This is a genomic window from Acinetobacter seohaensis (assembly GCF_056431365.1).
In genome coordinates this window covers 131,127-152,084 of sequence record NZ_JBWKMK010000029.1, presented here as the reverse complement: position 1 = coordinate 152,084, position 20,958 = coordinate 131,127, and the positions used below count along the sequence as shown (strand labels likewise).

The window sequence follows — 20,958 nt, the reverse complement described above, 5'->3', positions numbered from 1 at the left end:
TCACCTAAATAAAAACCGATGTTGCAGTATAACAACATCGGTTTTGTGGCTTAGTAAAAATTTTGGAATTTTACTGGGATAGGTTAAAGCTTAAGCTTTAATCTCTGCATCTAAGCCGAAAGACTGGCGTAATAGGGTGGCAAGTTGCTCACGCGCTTTAATAAAGCCATCAATGCCGCCTTGTAACAATTGGAACGCCATCAAATCTGCCTCAAGTTGCGCTTTGAATTGTTCCTTTTCAATTGCTGCCAGTGGTTCAGCTTGAACTTGAATGCCATTGGTCGATAACGCTGCAGCGACTTCTCGTTCATCAGCTTCAAGTTCTGCCAATAAATTTGGTGCAACGGTCAATAAATCACAACCAGCTAAAGCCAAAACCTGATCAATACTACGGAAACTCGCGCCCATAATTTCAGTTTGTACTTGGTGCTGTTTATAGAATTGATAAATTTTCTTCACCGAAAGTACACCCGGATCTTTTTCAATAGGGTAGTACATGACATTTTCAGCTTTTTTATACCAATCTAAAATTCGACCCACAAATGGCGAAATCAACGTCACTTTGGCATCTGCACAAGCATGTGCCTGATGTAAACCAAACAATAAGGTTAAATTGGTGTGAATGCCTTCGGCTTCCAACACTTTCGCCGCTTGAATGCCTTCCCATGTCGATGCAATCTTAATCAAAATGCGGTCTGAATGAACACCATAAGCTTGGTACAGTGCTAAAAGTTCTTTGGCTTTGGCAATGGTCGCATCAGTGTCATAAGACAAAGAAGCATCCACCTCAGTCGAAACACGACCTTCAATCAGCTTTAAAATTTCTACACCAAATTTGACCGTTAAAATATCAATGCTGCGCTCAACCAATAGATCATTTGTATAACCTTCAGCTTTGGCTTGCTCAAATGCAGCTTCAATCAACGCTTTATTTTCAGGTTGATTTGCAGCCGCCGTAATGAGTGATGGGTTGGTGGTCGCATCCAAAGGACGAAACTTTTCAATCGCAGCCAAGTCACTACTATCTGCAACAATGGTGGTTAAGTTTTTTAGTTGATTTAAGGCTGTCTGTGTCATTCGAGATCTAGTTCTTAGGTTATTGCTTATACATTCAGTTATATCACAAACAGCTTTTAACCCAAGTACCAAGTAAGAGGGTTTGTGGATTATTTACCAGTTTTTCTCAGATTTCGGACGTGATTAATCAAAAAATGAGCAGCAGCGCCCAATTGATGTTCTCGGCTCCAGACCAAATCGACAAAATATTCAAATTTTGGGGTGAAATCTAGCAGCTGTAAAATTTTTAATTCGTGTTGTAGTTCAGGATGTTCATTCAGCATTTCCAAGGGCAAGACACCCCAGCCTAAACCCTGCTTAATCATACTGCAGGCAGAATGATGATTATCGGTACGCCAATAGTGCTTAGAAAATAACAACTCGGGTTTAATCTGCCGATCACGGCTCGCCACTACAATTTGCCGATTTTGTAAAATCTGTTCAAAACTGACTTGATCAGATTCAGCCAGCGGTGAATGTCGGGCAGCGACAGGCACTAAAATTTCACGTTTTAATTCCACAAATTGTTCACTGCTTTGTAATTGTTCGCGTTCAAACATAAAGGCCAAGTCCGCTGCTTGAGTCATGAGTAAATGCAGTGCATCTTCTTGTGGCGCAGAGAAAATATTGATCTGCAATTCAGGAAATTGCTGTTCTAGTAACACAATATAATCTGTCCAGCGAGTGTGTAGTAATTCAGACACCACCACAATATTTAAGTGTGCTTCCAGCCCAGAACTGAGCGCAAAAGCATGTTGTTTCCATTGCTTCATTTCTATGAGCAGTTGTTTGCTTTTTTCGTAAAGACTCTGCGCTTGTGGGGTAGGCAAAGGTTCACGCCCAATCCGTTCAAACAGTTTTAGGTCTAAATCAATTTCTAAATTAGCAATGGACATACTAATTGCCGAAGGCACCTTGCCCAATTGGCGTGCAGCTGCAGAAAAAGAACCCGTTTCCATGACGGTGATAAAAATAATTAGCTGATCTTGATTGATATTCATGGCTGAGCATTCGTTTTACTTTTCAATATTATTGATGGATTCTAACTCGATTGGTCAATTAAATGAAAATAAAATAAGCGGGGAAGGATAAGTATTTGAGTAAGCAGATGTTGATTTCCAAAAGAAGATGGGTACATGCCCTGAGTTATGAAGTGATTTTATTGGTCATCATTGCTTTGGCATTAAGTTATGTGTTTGAAATGCCAATGCAAGTGACAGGTGGTCTAGGCATTGCAATGGCGGTGACTTCGGTGCTGTGGAATATGCTGTTTAATCATTATTTTGAAAAGTTTGAAGCGCAACACCAATTACGCAGAACTTTTAAAATCCGCGTTTTACATGCAATCGGTTTTGAAGGTGGCTTAATGCTCGCCACTATTCCCATGGTGGCGTATGCCTTAGAAATATCCCTGCTGCAGGCAATTTTGATTGATTTGCTGATGACGCTCAGCATTTTGCTCTATACCTTTATTTTTCAATATTGTTATGACCATATTGAAGCGAAACTGGGTTATGCCCCGCAACATTCAGTCAGATAAAGCGCTAGTGGCTAATTAAAAGTTGGCTGCTATAAATTTAGGGTTATAAAAAAGCCACCTGAATGAATCAAGTGGCTTTTATCTCTATCTAAATTAGAACTAGGCAGAATTATTTTTCAATAATGGCTGTTACACCTTGACCGCCTGCTGCACAGATTGACACCAATACGCGACCTGAACCTTTTTGATTCAGAAGTTTCGCCGCAGTGGCAAGAATACGTCCGCCTGTTGCTGCAAATGGGTGACCTGCTGCCAAAGATGAACCTTTGACGTTCAGCTTGCTACGATCAATTGATCCTAAAGGTGCATCTAAACCTAAACGCTCTTTACAGAAGTTCGGATCTTCCCATGCTTTTAAGGTCGACAAGACTTGTGAAGCAAATGCTTCGTGAATTTCGTAATAGTCGAAGTCTTGTAATGTTAAACCAGCACGTTCAAGCATACGTGGGACAGCGTATGCAGGCGCCATCAACAAACCTTCTTTTTTACCTACAAAATCAACTGCGGCAGTTTCTTGGAAAGTCAAATATGCCAAGACTTCATGACCATTGGCTTTTGCCCATTCTTCAGAGGCAAGTAATACGCAAGATGCACCATCAGTCAGTGGGGTAGAGTTACCTGCAGTCATAGTGCGCGCGTCGCCTTTACCAAAAGCAGGTTTTAACTTCGCTAGTTTTTCTACAGTAGAATCTGCACGTAAGTTATTGTCACGTTCTAAACCTAAAAATGGCGTGATGAGATCATCAAAGAAACCTTCGTCATAGGCAGCTGCCATTTTTTGGTGAGATGAAGCTGCTAACTCATCCTGCGCTTCACGAGAGATGCCCCATTCCAACGTAGTAATGGCTTGGTGGTCGCCCATTGATAAACCTGTGCGTGGTTCACCGTTACGTGGCGCATCCATTAAATCTTTAATATTGATTTTGGTTAATGCTTTTAAGCGGTCTTTACCTGTCTTTGCAATATTCAATTCGAGCAATGCTTTACGCAAACCATCGCCAAATGCGATTGGCGCGTCAGAAGTCGTATCTACACCGCCTGCAACACCAACCTCGATTTGACCAAGTGCAATTTTATTCGCAACTAAAAAAGCAGCCTGCAAGCCAGTACCACATGCTTGTTGTATATCGTAAGCAGGTGTTTCAGGAGCAAGGGCAGTATTAAGTACGCACTCACGGGTCATGTTAAAGTCACGGCTGTGTTTGAGCACTGCACCTGCCACTACTTCACCCAAACGCTGACCTTGTAAGTTGAAGCGTTCAACAAGACCATTTAATGCTGCTGTAAACATATCTGTATTAGATGCAGTAAAGTAAGCGCCATTAGAACGTGCGAATGGAATACGGTTACCACCGATAATAGCAACGCGGCGAACAGTGTTTTGGCTCATAATTTTATCCTGTTGAACAGAGGTATTGGTATTAGATGGTGCTTTTGTTTGCGTTGAAGCAGTTGTTTTAGCACGGCTAGTCGTGCGGGTACGTGTAGTTTTTGTCGTACTCGTGTTGGAACGGGTTGCAGTGTTGCTACTTTTGCTTGTACGTTTAGCAGTTGATGTATTTGACACAGAATCCGTTGCAGAATTTTCCACTGCTGGATTTTCTTGAGTTGTTTTGCTCATAAGGCTTTTCCAAGCATGTTAAGGGTCTACTTGATGCGTACATTAGCACAATAGTATGACAGCTGAATTGACTACAATGACATTGCAGAATGCATTCAGGTCAAGACATCTCATAATTAACTCAAGTATGATTTAGCACAAACGGGTAACGCTATTGAAATGTGGGCATTTGGCATCATATTGATGTTAAAAGATATCGTGTAATCCATCAAAAAATGAATTTATGAGAGATAATAATCATGACTGATCAATATCAAACATTTGCAAAATCTCCTATTGGTAAATTTGTCATTAAAAATTTGGGTTTACCATCCCCAACTTTTTTAGATCGTTTTGAGTCTGCAACACCAGTGGTAAAAGGTGCAGTACTTTTAGGTGCAGCGCCTGCAAGTGATTTGTCTGCATCAATTGCACAAGTTTTAGCTAATGTACATGCCAACAGTTATGCAGGTAACAATGCAGAATTGCAACAAGCTGCGGCAAAAGTGGGCTTAAATTTAGGTGCATTCAATCCAGGCGATAAAGAATCTAAATTTAAAGTGGTGGTGTTTGATGCTTCAGGTATTGAAAACTCTGAACAATTAAAAGCGCTTTATGAGTTCTTTAACCCAATCTCACGCCAAATTCAGGCTTCTGGTCGCGTGGTGGTGATTGGTACTACACCAGAAACTGCAGGCAGTGTGAAAAAAGCCATTGCACAACGCGCTTTGGAAGGTTTTGTAAAATCGGTAGGCAAAGAATTTAAAAAAGGCATTGCGGCTAACTTAATTTATGTCGATCAAGGTGCTGCAGCAAACTTAGAATCTACGTTACGTTTTGCCATTTCACCACGTTCAGCTTATGTGTCAGGTCAGGTGATCCGTGTCTCGAATGCTGCAACTGTAGAGGTAGATTGGGCAAAACCATTGGCAGGTAAAACTGCTGTAGTGACAGGTGCAAGCCGTGGTATTGGTGAAGCTATTGCGCATGTATTGGCACGTGATGGTGCGCACGTTATTTGCCTAGACGTACCGCAACAACAAGCTGATTTAGACCGTGTTGCTGCTGAAATTGGTGGTTCAACCTTAGCAATTGACATTACTGCTGCAGATGCAGGCGAGCAAATTAAAACAGCTGCCGCTGCACAAGGCGGTTTAGACATTATTGTGCATAACGCAGGGATTACACGTGACAAAACTTTGGCAAATATGAAACCAGAGCTTTGGGATTTAGTCATTAACATCAACTTGTCTGCAATTGAGCGTGTCAACGATTACTTATTGGCAAATGATGGTTTAAATGCTAATGGGCGTATTATTTGTGTATCTTCTATTTCAGGTATTGCAGGCAACTTAGGTCAAACCAACTATGCAGCATCCAAAGCAGGTGTGATTGGCGTAGTGAAATTTACTGCCCCTGTGTTAAACAACGGGATCACGATTAATGCCGTTGCACCTGGCTTTATTGAAACGCAAATGACCGCGGCAATTCCTTTTGCTATTCGTGAAGCTGGTCGTCGTATGAACTCTATGAGCCAAGGTGGTTTACCTGTAGATGTTGCGGAAACCATTGCTTACTTTGCTTCATCAGCATCGACAGGTATTAACGGCAACGTGGTACGTGTTTGTGGTCAAAGCTTGTTAGGGGCTTAACACTAAATCCTCTACCTATTAGAGAGGATTTAGGAGGGGGGAAAGGGTATATTATTAACCCTCTCTCTAGCTCTCTCCCTGAGGGAGAGAGCACTCCATTAAATAAATTAGAAAAACTTCTCAAAGGTTTAGTATGAATACTCGCCATTTTAGTCAACTTCCAAAACCCTATTTAGCCTATCCAAAAGTGATTCAGGGCTTAATTTTTAAAAAGCCAAAAGGTGAAAAAGTTCTGCCGCAAGTTGAATATGTGGTGGATTCATTCAAGGTCGATCAAAAGCATTTAAAAGCCTATAACGCAGTGACAGGGTTTAAAAATAACGGCTATATTCCTGCAATTTATTTGGCTGTATTGTCACAAAGTCTGCAAATGCACATGATGACCCAAGAAGCATTTCCATTTGCAATTTTGGGCTTGGTACATATTCGTAATCAAGTTAAACAAAGCCGTAAAGTTGGATTGAATGAACAACTGACCTTGTCATGTAAATTTGGTGAATTGCAACCACATGATAAAGGCGTACAATTTGATTTTATTACCACTGTTAAAGTAGGCAATGAGGTGGTGATTGAAGGTTTAACCACGTATTTAGCACGTCAAAAAACCACCACTAAAGCAGCTGCAAAATCTGCAGAAAGCAAAGCGCCAAACTATGCCGTTCAAGCTGAATGGGATATTTCTGAAAATACGGGTCGCCGTTATGCCTTAACGTCTGGCGATTTTAACTTAATTCATATCCACGCGATTACTGCAAAAGCATTTGGCTTTAAACAAGCGATTGCGCACGGCATGTGGAGCAAAGCCAAAGCCTTATCGAGTTTGACTTTGCCAGATGCCTATGAAGCCGATGTCTGGTTTAAGTTACCTATGTATTTGCCATCTAAAGTTGAGTTTTTAACTGCAACTGAAGCTAAAAATACAGACTTTTTAATTCGAAACAGTAAAAACCAAAAACCGCACGTGACAGGTGTTGTCACCGCGCTTTAATTCAGTGATCGAAAGCCTAAATCCTTTGGATTTAGGCTTTTTATTTGCGCTAGCTTTTTATTAATAATAAAAACGAGATAGACAGGACGATGCAACATTTAAAGGATTATATTTTTGCTGAAACTGAAAATTATCGTGGATGGGTTGCACCTGAGTTTCATGATTTAGCGATGCAATTTAGCCGTTTGCAAAATGCACGTAGCCAACAGGGCGGAGCTGCTTTAGCGGTGTACTTTCAAGGTCAGAAAGTCGTCGATATTTACACAGGTAAAAAGTCGCCAGATGAAGACTGGCAAGCCGATACGTTATCGGTATGTTATTCCACAGGCAAAGGTGTATTAGCGACACTGGCACATATTTTGGTCAGTCAAGGACTGGTCGATTACGATACTCCCATTTATATATACTGGCCTGAATTCGCCCAAAATGGCAAAGCAACGATGACTTTAAAGCACATACTAAGCCATCAAAGTGGTTTATATGACATACGTAATATCATAGCCGATGCGACTGAAATGGCAGATTGGTCGCACATGCTGGATGTGTTGGCTCAAGCCAAGCCACGTTTTGATGTAGCAAGTGAGGCAGCGTATCAACCTTTAACTTTTGGCTGGCTGGTCGGTGGGATTTTAGAAAAAGCTACAGGTCAAACATTGGCTGAATTGATGCAGCAATACTTGGTTGAATCTTTGGCTTTGGATGGAGCGTATTTTGGTGTGCCTGCATCTGAGCTTTCCCGTGTGGCGCGACCATTTAAAACTGCTGTGACATCAGCGCAAACAGATACATCACCCACAAATAAACAGACAGCTAAAATTCAAAGCCAAACTAAATCGCGCAAACGTCCTGTATCAATATTCGATAAAGTCATTGCATGGAGTGGTCAAAACCCACAAGACTTTCAGGATGGCATGATTCCCAACGGCATGAAAAATTTTAGTTTTTTTAGCGATGCAGGTTTACAAGCCGTGATTCCTGCTGCCAATGGTGTATTTACTGCCCAAAGTTTGGCACGTATTTATGCCATGTTGGCGCAGGGTGGATCATGGCAAGGTCAGCAATTGATTCAGCCTGAAGTTTTTCAGCAATTGAGCCAAGTACAATATGTACAGCGTGATCGGGTCATGCCTATCCCGATGCATTGGCGATTAGGCTATCACCGTGTATTAAGTTTGGGTAAGCGCTCTCACGGTTTTGGACACATGGGTTTTAATGGTTCAGGCGCGTGGTGTGATCCTGACCGTCAACTCAGTTTTGCCTATACCCATAATTTTGCTGCAGGTTCTTTAATTGGTGATTATCGACTTTGGGGACTGAGTCAGGAAGCCATTCGCTGTGCAGATCGGCAATTGCAAGGGCGTAAAGGCTGGTTTTAGGCGTGATTGTACGTTCACTCTTTGCCAAAAAAACAGTATGCTTAGACCTGTAAAAAGGAGCATTCATGTATCAGGTACTTGCGCGTAAATATCGTCCTCGTAATTTTAATGAATTGGTGGGACAAAACCATGTATCACGGGCATTGACCAGTGCTTTGGAACGTGGGCGTTTGCACCATGCTTATCTTTTTACGGGAACACGTGGTGTAGGTAAAACTACCATTGCGCGTATTTTGGCCAAATGCCTGAACTGTGAAACAGGCGTGACATCTACCCCATGTGAAGTGTGTCCGACCTGTACTGCGGTCAATGAAGGTCGTTTTATTGATTTAATCGAAATTGATGCGGCGTCACGTACTAAGGTTGAAGACACACGTGAGTTGCTCGATAACGTACCTTATGCACCGACTCAGGGACGTTTTAAGGTTTATCTGATTGACGAAGTGCACATGCTGTCTACGCATTCCTTCAATGCTTTGCTAAAAACTTTGGAAGAACCGCCTGAGCATGTGAAGTTTCTGTTTGCGACCACAGACCCACAAAAACTCCCTATTACTGTGATTTCGCGCTGTTTGCAATTTACTTTGCGTCCATTGCAGGTCGATGAAATTACCAGTCATTTAACGGATATTTTAGCCAAAGAACAGATTGTTGCAGAGCAAGATGCAATTTGGCAGATTGCTGAATCTGCGCAAGGTTCTTTGCGTGATGCGATGTCTTTGACAGACCAAGCCATTGCTTATGGTCAGGGTGAAATTCATCATCAAGATGTCAAAGACATGCTGGGCTTGATTGATCGCACCATTATCTATGATTTGATTTTAGCGATTCATCAAAACCAACAGCAGCGTGTGAGTCAGTTGTTATTACAATTTAGACAGCAAGCTTTAGATGTATCTTTGGTGTTGGATCAGTTAATTTCGACACTGCATGAATTGGCAATCATGCAATATCTGCCAGATTTAAACCTAAAATACAGTGCTGAAATTAATCAAAAAATTCAGCAGCTTGCGGGTCTGATCTCTGCACAAGATTTACAGTTGTATTATCAAATTGCTTGTAAAGGACGCGCCGATTTACAAATTGCCGTAACCCAAGAACAAGGCTTTGAAATGTGTGTACTGCGTTTACTGGCATTTCGACCTTTGCAAGCCAATGAAGTGTTGGTTGCTGCGCCACAAAATACTGCACAAACAGCGGCTTCCCAGCCAGTTGCTCAAATGGAGCAAACTCCACAAGCTGTGGCAACCCAAAATACAGCACAAGCGGAACAGCATGTAACTGAATTAGATGCGGTTGCAACACCTGATCTTGATGGATTTGACTATGAGGATGACGATTATTCAGATCACACCACGACACAAACCAGTGTTGCAGAACCTTCTTCAGATGATTTTTTAGATGAGGATGAGCCTGAAGCTTTAACACATCAAGATCAACAGTCGATTCAAGCGCAACAACCGACTCCGCAAGCGCTACACTCAACAGCTGCGATTTCACCAGAATCTATGTCAGAACCTGCAGTGAATGAAGAAACTGCAATACAGGCTGAGGATAAGCAATCTGAATCTATCGTGTTTGATCCAAATGCAGATGCACAATTGTTTGGTTTAGATGAAGATGCCTCATCGGTAAGCACTACATCTGATGTGCAAAGTCATGATGATTTTTTACTGGAAAGTTTTGATGCCGTTGCACCGTTAGGTGATCTTGCTGCATCAGCCGAAACATCGCTAGTTTCATCTACACTACAATCGAATAATGCTTCACCGTCAATTACACAAAATGTAAGTAATGCAGAAACCGCTTTATTTGATTTAGCAGCGACTGAAGTCGAACCGAATGTTGCCAGTGCGACAGCACAACCGCAGCAAACCATAGCATCTAATGCCGATGATCAATTAATGCCGCAGGATATTCTGCGTTTACAGCCGCAAGTTTTAGAAGGTGAGTGGACTTTAGACAAATGGGAATATTGGTTTAGACACAGCGAGTTGTCACCTGCCGTGCAAGAATTGGCGCAGCATGGCGTAATGACGGGGCAGATTAATGCTGAATCGGTTTTTCATATTCCTGAGCAATATCAGCAGTTATTGACTCAACTGCAACATGCTTTAGAAAGTGCTTTAAAAGAACAGTGGAGTAAAACTCTGTTTAAAGTGCAATATGAAAATGTGGATGACACGACACCGTACATTTTGCAGCAACAGCGCAAACAACGCGCTTATCAACGGGCTGAAAATTTATTGCATCAAGAACCGATTGTGAAAGATATTTTGCAAAACTTTGATGGCGAATTACATAACATTCAGTTGAAATAACCTGTTGTTAGCTTTTGTTTGCAGAATTTTAAGGCTGGGTCAAACCAGCCTTATTTTTTGCTAAGCGCAAGCTGAATCTGTGCTTTTATATGGCTGTAATGCTTCGCGGATGGAGTCAGGAATCGGGCAGTTTTGGCGTGTAATTCGATCTACAAATACATGCACCACTTGTCCTTGTGCAGCGGCAAGATTTTGATTGTTTTTAAAAATTGCCAAATCATAAATTAAGGATGAGTTTCCAATTTTTTGAATAGCAACACCTACTTCAATCATTTCAGGATAGGACAATTCCTGCAAAAAATGACAGGTGGAATTGACCACTAAACCAATACAGGGTGATCGTTTGGGTTCAAAGCCTGCTTTTTGCATCAGTAGGGCATTGGCTGCGCTGTCAAAATAGCTGTAATAAGTGACATTATTGACATGTCCATACATATCGTTGTCTGCCCAGCGAGTTTGGAAGGGAAAGAAAAAAGCGTATTGCTCACGGGTTTTGGTGTCAGGTTTCACAAGTTTACCTATATTTTTATCGACGTGGTGTCATGCTTTAATGGGTGGAAATCATCCCAAATAAATGTAGAAAGTTAAATACAGAACGTTAAGCGTAAATGTTAGGCATAAATGGCTTGGTAAATCTGTAACGCATCCTGCATTTGCATTGCTCTCGGGTTGTTTTGTAATAAACGACTTTGCTGCATCGCATCTTCTGCCAGTTGTGGCAGCATGTTTTCTGCTATGCCTAGGGCATTGAGTTTTAACACCAAGCCACTTTGATCTAAATGATTTTGTAAATGATCAATAAACAAATCACATAATCCATCTGTGCAGCCTTTACTGCGTGGGTCTAACCAACACATCAGTTCTGCATAATACTGTTTGGCTGCAGGCGCATTAAATTTTAAAACTTCGGTTAGTACCAATGCATTGCTATGCCCATGTGAAATATGGAAATGTCCGCCTAAAGGATAGGCAAGCGCATGTACCGCAGCCACAGGAGCATTGGCAAAGGCTTGTCCTGCCAGCATTGAACCAAACAGCATGTTTTGCCGTGCTTGCATATTGCTGCCATCTTCAAGCACTAATTTTAAGTTTTGATCAAGTAAACGCAGCGCATGTTTTGCCAGAAAATCTGAATACGCATTTTTTTTGATTTTAGAAGTATAGGCTTCAATGGCATGTACCATCGCATCTATACCTGTGGCTGCGGTAATCTGTGCAGGTAGATGACGGGTAAAATTGGCATCTAAAATGGCAACATCGGCATATAAAATAGGAGAAACAATGCCTGTTTTACTGGTTGCACCTGTGGTGACAATGGAAATAGGTGTGACTTCTGAACCTGTACCTGCCGTTGTGGGAACTAAAATGAGTGGTAAACGTGGTGCTTTCGCATTGCCAACACCGTACAAGTCCGACAGTTGTTGAGTTTGTTCGGAATGACTCAGCACGGCAATAATTTTGGCGACATCCATCGCACTACCCCCACCAAAACCTAATACAACATCAATATTTTGCTGTTTGGCAAAATCAACTGCTTCTAACACAATCTGTTCTGCGGGGTCGGCTTGCACATTCGAGTAAATGGCATAGTCCAGTTGCAGTTGCTTTAAAATTTCTAAAATAGGTTGATGTAATTGTTGTTGTAAAATGCCAGCATCGGTGACCAATAACAAACGCTTATAACTCTTTTCGGTTAAAACCGTTTTTAGTTCAGAAATTGAACCCAATCCAGAAATAATGTTGCCAACTGTTTGAAATTGAAAATGCTGCATCGTCTTTATTCCTAATTTTTATACTTAATTCAACATTATTGTAGGGTCACGATATAGGATTCATATCATAAATAACTTAACATAAGACTCTTAAAAATAAAGTAGCTTTGAGGTTGTTTATGTCATCCAAAACGCCATATAAGGTGTTATGTGTTTGTTTGGGAAATATTTGCCGCTCTCCAACGGCAGAAATTGTACTTCGACATTTTTGTGATGAACAACAACTCAATGTGTTGGTAGATTCTGCTGGAACCAGTAATTATCATCCAGGCAAAGCCCCAGATTTACGCAGCCAAAAACATGCGTTCAAACGTGGTTATGACTTATCTACATTGCGCGCGCGTCAGTTACGTATACAAGACTTTGTCGAGTTTGATTTGATTTTGGCGATGGATTTTGAAAACTTAAGCAATATTCAATCTTTAATGCGCCGTGCTGAAGCTGAACTGGGCAGTTTGCGCGCTGAAATAGCCTTAATGAGCGAACACGATCCGCATTATACGCAGCAAGAATTACCCGATCCATATTATGGCGAAGCCGATGGTTTTGAGCGGGTGCTCGATCAATGCGAGTCGAGTAGTCGCGCATGGGTGAAAGTTTTACAACAACAATTTGAATTGAAGGTTTAAGTCATGCACATTCAACACAACATGCAACTCAAACCGTTCAATACGTTAAATTTAGATGCAACTGCATCGCATTATGTCAAAGTTGAAAATATCCAAGATGTGCAGGATGCTTTGGCATTTGCTCAGACAGAACAGTTAAATGTGCTGATTTTGTCGGGTGGTAGCAATATGTTATTGCCTGAACATATTCATGCTTTGGTCATGCACATGGATATTCAGGGCATCGAAAAATGCGCTGAAGATGATGCAAGTATTACCCTAAAAGTTGGTGCAGGACAAGTCTGGCATGATTTTGTGTTATGGAGCACGGAACAAAAATTATATGGTCTGCAAAATCTGGCTTTAATTCCAGGTTTTGTCGGCGCTTCACCTGTGCAAAATATTGGTGCTTATGGCGTTGAAGTTGGTGAGTTTATTGAATCTGTGCAGGTCTATGATCGTGAATGCCAACAATTCAGCTCAATTGTTGCTGCAGATTGTCAGTTTGCCTATCGACACAGTATTTTTAAAGATCATCCCAACCGTTACATCATTACCCATGTGACTTTTAAACTGTTAAAACAGGCTGCGTTAAAATTAAATTATGGCGACTTAAAAGCTGCTGTAGGCGATGAGCAAACTGCTGAAAATCTGCAGCAACAAGTCATTCAAATTCGCCAAAGTAAGCTGCCTAATCCTGCAGAATATCCAAATGTAGGTAGTTTCTTTAAAAATCCTGTGATTTCGACTCAGCAATTTGACCAAATTGCAGCACAATTTCCAAATTTACCCCATTACCCACAGCCTAATGCGCAAGTTAAAATTGCAGCAGGCTGGTTGATTGATCAAGCTGGCTGGAAGGGAAAACAACTGGGTGTGGTGGGTATGTTTCATAAACAAGCGTTGGTTTTAGTCAATTATGCCGATGCCACTTTGGCAGATGTGCAACACACCTATCGTGCTGTGCAGCAAGATGTTTTGAGTCGTTTTGGTATTTCACTAGAACCTGAACCTGTGTTATTTGATGAAACAGGTTTGATTCGTGCACATCAACCGGTAGGTTAAGTGAAGATGAAACAGAATCATTGGATGCTCAGATTGGTACAAATTGCTGCCGTGCTCTTTGTATTGTTTGCAGCATTCATGATTTTTATTTATTCACCTTTTTATTCTACTTTGGTGGTCAAAACGCTGAACACTTTGGTGCCTGTAGAAGTGAATCAAGTGGCAGCAAAAAGTCAGCAAATGGCGGCTTTTAGTGATCAAGACAGTTTGGAGCCCGGTTCAGATTTATGGATTGCCCGACAAGCTTATCTGAAGCTCATGGAGCAAGAAATCCAATCTAAAAATTCGCAAAATTTAACTTTAATTCAGACACGTTATAAAGCCTTACAAGCGCTTATTTTAGAAGAACAAACGCAAAAAAAATTAGCATCTGAGCAAGAGTTGCCGCAAGTCCCATTGTTGGTGTCTAATGCAGCTTCGGAAGCAATTGTAGAAGACCCATCCGAAAATGTAAAAGCCTTACTCAATTTGGATAGTCATGAAAATCAGGCACTGATGGAACAATACTTGGCATTTTTAAGCACTCATAAAATTGCCGAAACCGAAAGTGAGCCTGTAGATGAAGAAATCTTTAAAGATATTGCCTTGATTCATCAACAAAATATTCCAAAAATACCTGCAAACTCGAAACCTTATGCGATTGTGGTTTTAGGTGGTGGCTTAACTTTAGATGAAAATGGCAAAGATATTGTGGTGAATCATTACACACGTTTGCGTCTGGAAACCACTTTGGCTGTTGTCAAACAATATCAATTGCCAATTGTATTAAGTGGTGTCGAAGCACCTTATATGCAGCGTTGGTTAAAAAAATATGATGTCGAAGCAAAATTATTAGAAGATCGCAGCATGAATACTTGTGAAAATTCACGTTTTAGTTCTTTATTATTACAAAAAAAAGGGGGGGCGCCGACAGTGATTTTGATTACAGACCGTTATCACATGCCACGCACCCGCCGTTTATTTGCTTTGAATGGAATTGAAACGATTCCAGTCGAGGCTCCCATGCCGACTCAACTGACTGCATGGCGTCCAAGTGAACAAAACTATGATCATAGCCGCCGTGCCAATTATGAAATGCTTGCCACCATTCGGGATGTCTTGATTGGTTCTAGCGCATGTCGCGAGGTGCCATAATGCCTGATATTCCATTTTTAAACCCAAGCGTGTTGAAGCAATTAGATTTGCCAGTGCCGAGTCGGGAAACCACACCACAAATTCTACAACCTTTAAATTTGAATCGTGGTTTTGAACCGAGTGTTGAGTTACAAGCCTATCGACAGCTTTATGGTTTTCATTTGTTGGACTGTGAACATTGGCAAGGCTATGTGCAAATGCCGTTGTTTAAATTGCATGTGCAAATTTTTCAACCCGATTTAAGCAAAACCAAATTTGATCAGGTGCAGGGCACGGTATTTCTACTGCATGGCTATTTGGAACATAGCGGGATTTATCAACCTATCGTCAAAGAATTATTAGAGCAGGGCTTTAGTGTTTTGACTTATGATTTGCCCGGACATGGATTGAGTGATGGTTATCCTGCCAACATCAAAAATTTTGATCATTATCAGCAAGTATTACATGCGGTTTATCAATATGTAAAAAATGCCGATCAATTGCCAAAACCGTGGTTGGGCATTGGGCAAAGTACAGGTGGTGCAATTTGGATGCATCACTTGTTGGAATTTGCTCAGCGCCGTGAAAATCCATTTGTAGAGCGTGTGTTGTTGTTATCGCCTTTGATTCGTCCTGCAAAATCGGCATGGTGGCATAACTCTGTTGGTTTGGGCATTATCCGTCGGATTAAGCGTGAAGTGCCGCGACATTTCCGACGCAATAATCATAATCCTGAATTTTTACGCTTTGTGCGTTTAAAAGACCCGCTGCAACCTAGAATGATGGGCATGGATTGGATTTTAGCCATGTCTAAATGGATGTTGGAGATGGAAGAACGTCCAGCTTGCCGTATTCCTGTTTGGTTGGCACAAGGGGCGCAAGATCAAACCGTAGATTGGCGCTACAACATTGAGTTTATTCGGCGTAAATTCCGCCTGCAAACCTTACTCATGTTAGAAGAAGGCTCGCATCAATTAATCAATGAACGTGCGGATATTCGTGCGGCTTTAACAGGGCTGATTCCTGCATTTTTACATGCACATAGCTCTAAGACTTATTATTAATTTATCAACCATCTTTTAAATACGGCTCTACATTTGCTTTGATGCTGTTCTCGGCATCAAAGCATATTTATGCTGCGCTGCTCATTAAAATGTGAAGCGATTTCTAAAATAAAATAGTACTTCACATTTATTTTTTATTTCATGCTCGAGTTTCATGTTTCAGTGCTATGCTCATGTTTATAAAATAAGCTAAATTTGAAAAACTCCTTAATTCTAGGGATAGTGTTTACATCAAAACGATTGATATATTTACAAACATAATCAAGGGGATGAATGATGGCAGAAATGGAAGCGATATTACCCGTACCGGTTTTAATTGTTGAAGATGAGCCTATTATTCAGTCACGTCTTAGAAAAATTTTGCATGATATTGGCTATCAAGATGACATGCTATTTTTCGTGAGTCATCTTAAAGCTGCAATGACGTGTATAGAAGATCATCCGATTGCTTTAGCTTTAGTCGATTTAGGCTTGCCCGATGGCAATGGTAAAGAACTAATCGAACAATTACATTTTAGAGATCCAAGCGCATTAATTTTGGTGATTTCTGCATGGAGCACCCAAGACAGCTTATTTTCTGCAATTCAAGCAGGTGCAACAGGCTATGTGCTTAAAGAACGTGATGATGCTGAAATTATTATCGCAATACGCAGCATTTTAAGAGGTGGTGCACCGATAGACCCATTTATCGCCCGTGAAATTTTATCGCAAATTTCACATCAAAAAGTACCCGTGCTGACCGAAGATTTATCAGATCGCGCCGATGCTCAAGCATTCAACTCACATTATGAACAGCTCACCAATCGTGAATTAGAAATTTTAAATCTGGTGGCGCAGGGCTTAAGTAACCGTGAAATTGCTGAGCAATTATTTGTGTCGCGTTATACCGTTGAAAGTCATATTAAACATATCTATCGGAAGTTGTCGGTCACTAAACGCACTAAGGCTGTCAGTACCGCTAGAACTTTAGGTCTTTTATGATTCAAAGGCTTTGGCAGTGTGGTTTGGGCGTGTTGTTATTGTTCTGTGCGTGGCAAAGCTATGCGCAGCAAGTGGTGTACCCAATTAATCAGTACTGCAATGTGCATGTACTTTCAATCAGCTCTGCCAAAACAGCATCACATAATAAAAAACCTGAAACGGGTTGGGAAAATGTTCAACTGCCCGACGTTTGGGATGATCGCTGGAAAAATTATAATGGTGGGGCGTGGTACAAAATAGAGTGGGAGTGGTTTTGTGAGCGTGATCATCGTTTAAATCAACCCATCGTTTTTGCACTGAATTTTTTAAATAGTGCAGGGGCAGTTTATCTGAATCAAGATTTACTTTGGGCAAGTCAACATTTAGAAGAGCCTTTGTCAAAAAACTGGAATATGCCACGTTACTGGATTTTACCTATTTCAGGCTTAAAACAAGGTAAAAATCAAATATTGGTCTATGTAAATGGATATGCATTTCAAAATGCGGGTATAGGAAAAATAAGTTTTAATAATGTGCATAACAATATTGAACAGCACCAGCAAAGTATATGGAATAAACGTACTTTATTTGAAATTAATGCGATTTTATCTGCCACTTTAGGCATTTTATGTTTGGTTATTTGGCTGTTTTTACGCCGTGATCAGAGTTTTGGTTGGTTCGCGTTGAGTTGCATGTTCTGGTTATTATTTATTTCTCATTTTTTAACCACAGAAACCTTTCCATACCCAAGTGTATTGGTGGCATCTCAAGCCAATTTAAGCTTTTTTATCCTCTATGTTTTAGCTTTTAGTCTGTATTTAATTAGGTTTGTCAATCAACGCTTGCCAATATTGGAAGAAAGTATTTTTATTCTGAGTTTAGCGGTAATCGTTTGTGTGTTTTTAACACCCTTAGATTATGTCAAACTGGTATTTGGGATTGTCTTTTTAAGTTATGCCAGCTTACTAGTCGTGGTTTATTTTTATTTGGCGTATTTAGCGTATAAATCCCCAAAAACAGAAGTATATCTGCTGCTATTTTGTTTAACCTTGATTGGCTTTTTTGCGGGTGTAGATGTATTTCGTTTAAGTAATGCGGCAACGGCAAGTTTATATCAGCCATTATCACCGTATACCTCGCCAGTAATTACTTTATTTATTGCGATTATTTTAGGCATGCGCCTAAAAAGAAATATTCAAAAAATTGAGAAATTTAATCAAGATTTAGAGCTTAAAGTTTTTGAAGTCAGTGATGATTTAAAACGCAGTATGTCAGAAAAGCATTATTTAGAATTGGAAAATGTGCGTTTGCAAGAGCGGATTCATCTATCGCATGATTTGCATGATGGTTTGGGTGCATCTTTGGTACGTTCCATGATTATGGTCGACCAAAGCGAACAGAACATGAGTAATCAGCAGTTCTTATCTATGCTGAAATTACTGCGTGATGATTTACGTCAAATTATTGATAGTGGTTCTTCCATTGGTTCTAAAGTGCCTGAAAATCCTAAAATTTGGGTTGCGCCAGTACGTCATCGTTTTAGTCAATTGATGGATGAAATGGATATTCATTCCAAGTGGGATTTTCCAAATGAATGGGTGATTGAGCCGAATTCGTTACAGTGCTTAACTTTGATGCGGGTATTAGAAGAAAGTTTAACCAATGTGATTAAACACAGCCAAGCCAAGCATGTATCCGTCAGTATGCAATTTGTACCGCCTAAGCAATTGGTACTTAAAATTCAGGATGATGGTGTAGGTTTTGAAGCCAATAGCGTGCTTGAACATGGCATGAGTATTGGGATGCGCAGTATGAAAATGCGTTTAGAACGGGTTGGAGGGCAATTAAAATTAAATTCGACACCTGGCTATACGTTAATTCAGGCAGTTTTAACTTTAGATCCCGCTTATCTAAATTCCCCAAGATGAATTGATCATCTTGAGGGGGCTGAAACGAATATTTTAAGCGTCTTCAGCAGGTAACAACATTAAAATGGATTCATTGAGCAGTTGTACCAAATCTTCCAAAATATTTGCGTCGTAAAGGTTTTCATCGAGCAGCACGCGTTCACCATTGGCAATTTTTTGCAGCGTAGGGATAGATGCTTCTGCGACACAAATCGCTTCACCATTCGCCCAAAATAAAACTTCATCTAGCTGATTTGCATAAAGTAGGCGAGAGGCGGGTTCCAACATGATTTGATAACCCTGATCTAGCGCATCTTCTAAATCGCCTACACCTATTTCATCTACTTCAGGAATATTTTCAGGATATTTCGGTTCAGACATTAAGCTTAAAATCGCATCATCCAACACCGATGAGTTTTGTAAACGCGCCCACAATTCTGCTTTCAGATAATCCAATTCTGTCGCAGTCATTTCGCCAATTTGGGTATTTTTTTTACGAACAAGGTCTTGTAGTGGCGTGCGTAATATTTCATCGGCAGAGAATTTATCGCTCACTCGATCCATCATTTCACTAATATTCGGCATGCGGAAACCGAACGAGAACGTCAGACAATCATCTTCCGCCACGCCATAATGTGCCAAACCCGGTGGCACATAGAGTAAATCGCCAGGTGCAAGAACTTCATCAAAATTGACCTGCATTTCAGGCAATAATTTTAACGGTTGTCCTGCGACAAATTCAGTTTCAGCATCACACATTTGCCCAAGTTGCCAACGACGATGTCCATAGCCTTGTAGCAAAAACACATCGTAGAAATCAAAATGCTGACCTACAGAGCCGCCTTTAGGGGCATAAGACACCATTATGTCATCACGTCGCCATTGCGGAATAAAAGGAAATTTTTTCCAAAGTTCAGCGAGATCAAAAGAGTAATGATCAACGGCTTGTACCAATAGCGTCCACAACTTTGGCATTTTTTGAAAATCAGCCTTAATGAGCGGTGATGATTTCACAGTCCATTGATTTGGATCACGATCTTTTTGTTTGATTAAACGGGCAGTCACATCTTCTTCGAGAGCCAGTTCCATCACGTCACTAGGTTCAAGTAGGTTGGCAATTTCTGGGAGTGCATTGCGTACCAAAAGTGGTTTTTTTTGCCAATATTCACTTAGGAATTGTTCTGCGGTAATTCCGCCCAAAACATCTAAAGGTTGCGACATAAAATAGCCTAAGCAAGTTTTATCAATAATCTCAATATTGTCTGATTTGTCGCTGCAAAGGGCAAGGTGATTTATAGTCTTTATAAATATTCACGGCTGTTAAATTACACAGTTTTAAACTTAAGGAACCTGAATATTCAGCATTCTTAACATGCGGCATAACTGAATCATCGGCAGACCCATCAAGGTAGTTTGGTCATTGCCTTGCATGGCTTCAAACAGACTAATACCTAAACCTTCGCACATAAAACTACCTGCACAGTGTAGCGGTTGTTCCTTTGCAACATATCGTGCAATTTCATTGTCAGTTAAGCTGCGGAATTGAACTGTGTAGTGTTCTACAACCGTTTGTTCAAAGCCTGTAGATTGCTGCTGCACACTCAGCGCAGTGCTGAAATAAACCGTTTGACCTGAATTGGCTTGTAATTGTTGTATAGCTTTTTCTGAAGTGAGCGGTTTACCTATAAAAATATCTGGCTGCTGTTCACGCCATGCCACTTGATCTGAACCAATCACAATTGCATCAGGATATTGCTGCGCAATATAGTGTGCCTTTTCAAAAGCCAAGCGTTGCGCTAAATCATCTGCGTGCAATTCACCCTGCGCAGATTCATCAATATCAGGAGAAATTGACTTATACGCCAAATGCAGACGATTCATCAATTGCTGACGAGTTTGACTGCCAGACGCTAAAATAATTTCAGGATGTTGCATC

The 20,958-nt window shown here is 40.8% G+C and carries 18 protein-coding genes; 11 read left to right on the top strand and 7 right to left on the bottom strand.

What is annotated here, in order from left to right; all coding sequences use genetic code 11:
- Positions 1–90 precede the first annotated feature (90 nt).
- Both tal and aceR read right to left on the bottom strand, forming a co-directional pair.
- Positions 91–1,077, bottom strand: a complete 987-nt coding sequence (gene tal, locus AC07E5_RS05215) for a transaldolase (RefSeq protein WP_136144603.1) — start codon at positions 1,075–1,077, stop codon at positions 91–93.
- An 89-nt stretch (positions 1,078–1,166) separates the two neighbouring features.
- Positions 1,167–2,057, bottom strand: coding sequence for an HTH-type transcriptional regulator AceR (gene aceR / locus AC07E5_RS05210; RefSeq protein ID WP_004973259.1), 891 nt, complete (start codon positions 2,055–2,057; stop codon positions 1,167–1,169).
- 107 nt (positions 2,058–2,164) lie between these two features.
- Here aceR and aceI point away from each other — a divergent pair, with 107 nt between their 5' ends.
- Complete coding sequence (gene aceI / locus AC07E5_RS05205) at positions 2,165–2,596, top strand: chlorhexidine efflux PACE transporter AceI (protein WP_004973261.1); 432 nt, start codon at positions 2,165–2,167, stop codon at positions 2,594–2,596.
- A 109-nt stretch (positions 2,597–2,705) separates the two neighbouring features.
- On the opposite strand, the gene AC07E5_RS05200 is transcribed toward aceI, so the two are convergent.
- Positions 2,706–4,217 carry an acetyl-CoA C-acetyltransferase gene (locus AC07E5_RS05200; RefSeq protein ID WP_096900885.1) on the bottom strand — a complete coding sequence of 504 codons (1,512 nt, stop codon included), beginning with the start codon at positions 4,215–4,217 and terminating at the stop codon, positions 2,706–2,708.
- Positions 4,218–4,456: 239 nt separating this feature from the next.
- Between AC07E5_RS05200 and AC07E5_RS05195 the strand changes: the two genes are divergently transcribed.
- From AC07E5_RS05195 to dnaX, 4 genes are all read left to right on the top strand, one after another.
- The gene (locus AC07E5_RS05195; protein ID WP_498624841.1) at positions 4,457–5,848 is read left to right on the top strand and encodes a 3-oxoacyl-ACP reductase; all 1,392 of its coding nucleotides are present in this window, start codon (positions 4,457–4,459) and stop codon (positions 5,846–5,848) included.
- Between the two features lie 133 nt (positions 5,849–5,981).
- Positions 5,982–6,836, top strand: coding sequence for a MaoC family dehydratase (locus AC07E5_RS05190; protein ID WP_253115460.1), 855 nt, complete (start codon positions 5,982–5,984; stop codon positions 6,834–6,836).
- Between the two features lie 89 nt (positions 6,837–6,925).
- Complete coding sequence (locus AC07E5_RS05185; protein WP_498624839.1) at positions 6,926–8,212, top strand: serine hydrolase domain-containing protein; 1,287 nt, start codon at positions 6,926–6,928, stop codon at positions 8,210–8,212.
- Positions 8,213–8,277: 65 nt separating this feature from the next.
- Positions 8,278–10,533: a DNA polymerase III subunit gamma/tau gene (gene dnaX, locus AC07E5_RS05180; RefSeq protein ID WP_004973273.1), complete on the top strand. Its 2,256-nt coding sequence runs from the start codon at positions 8,278–8,280 to the stop codon at positions 10,531–10,533.
- A 60-nt stretch (positions 10,534–10,593) separates the two neighbouring features.
- Here the strand turns inward: dnaX and AC07E5_RS05175 are convergent, their stop codons facing one another.
- Together AC07E5_RS05175 and AC07E5_RS05170 are read right to left on the bottom strand one after the other, a co-directional pair.
- Positions 10,594–11,043 carry an acyl-CoA thioesterase gene (locus AC07E5_RS05175; protein WP_498624838.1) on the bottom strand — a complete coding sequence of 150 codons (450 nt, stop codon included), beginning with the start codon at positions 11,041–11,043 and terminating at the stop codon, positions 10,594–10,596.
- 101 nt (positions 11,044–11,144) lie between these two features.
- Positions 11,145–12,305, bottom strand: coding sequence for an iron-containing alcohol dehydrogenase (locus AC07E5_RS05170; RefSeq protein WP_498624836.1), 1,161 nt, complete (start codon positions 12,303–12,305; stop codon positions 11,145–11,147).
- Between the two features lie 119 nt (positions 12,306–12,424).
- On the opposite strand from AC07E5_RS05170, the gene AC07E5_RS05165 reads away from it, so the two are divergent.
- The 6 genes from AC07E5_RS05165 to AC07E5_RS05140 all read left to right on the top strand — a co-directional run bounded on the left by AC07E5_RS05165 (position 12,425) and on the right by AC07E5_RS05140 (position 19,043).
- Positions 12,425–12,934: a low molecular weight protein-tyrosine-phosphatase gene (locus tag AC07E5_RS05165; RefSeq protein ID WP_004973278.1), complete on the top strand. Its 510-nt coding sequence runs from the start codon at positions 12,425–12,427 to the stop codon at positions 12,932–12,934.
- Positions 12,935–12,937: 3 nt separating this feature from the next.
- Entirely contained in the window at positions 12,938–13,978 is a 1,041-nt protein-coding gene (gene murB, locus AC07E5_RS05160; protein ID WP_498624835.1) for a UDP-N-acetylmuramate dehydrogenase, read from the top strand.
- 6 nt (positions 13,979–13,984) lie between these two features.
- Positions 13,985–15,112 (top strand): YdcF family protein, encoded by a 1,128-nt coding sequence (locus tag AC07E5_RS05155; protein ID WP_498624834.1) that lies wholly within the window; start codon positions 13,985–13,987, stop codon positions 15,110–15,112.
- Positions 15,112–16,155, top strand: a complete 1,044-nt coding sequence (locus AC07E5_RS05150) for an alpha/beta hydrolase (protein ID WP_096900878.1) — start codon at positions 15,112–15,114, stop codon at positions 16,153–16,155. Before AC07E5_RS05155 ends, AC07E5_RS05150 begins: the two co-directional genes overlap by 1 nt.
- 276 nt (positions 16,156–16,431) lie before the next feature.
- A complete protein-coding gene (locus AC07E5_RS05145; protein WP_004973283.1) occupies positions 16,432–17,136 on the top strand; it encodes a LuxR C-terminal-related transcriptional regulator in 705 nt (234 codons plus the stop codon).
- A complete protein-coding gene (locus tag AC07E5_RS05140) occupies positions 17,133–19,043 on the top strand; it encodes a sensor histidine kinase (RefSeq protein ID WP_178318678.1) in 1,911 nt (636 codons plus the stop codon). The genes AC07E5_RS05145 and AC07E5_RS05140 overlap by 4 nt, the downstream gene beginning before the upstream one ends.
- A gap of 33 nt (positions 19,044–19,076) precedes the next feature.
- On the opposite strand, the gene AC07E5_RS05135 is transcribed toward AC07E5_RS05140, so the two are convergent.
- Entirely contained in the window at positions 19,077–20,243 is a 1,167-nt protein-coding gene (locus AC07E5_RS05135) for a ribosomal protein uL16 3-hydroxylase (protein WP_498624831.1), read from the bottom strand.
- A gap of 120 nt (positions 20,244–20,363) precedes the next feature.
- Positions 20,364–20,957, bottom strand: coding sequence for a Maf family protein (locus AC07E5_RS05130; RefSeq protein ID WP_498624966.1), 594 nt, complete (start codon positions 20,955–20,957; stop codon positions 20,364–20,366).
- Position 20,958 lies beyond the last annotated feature (1 nt).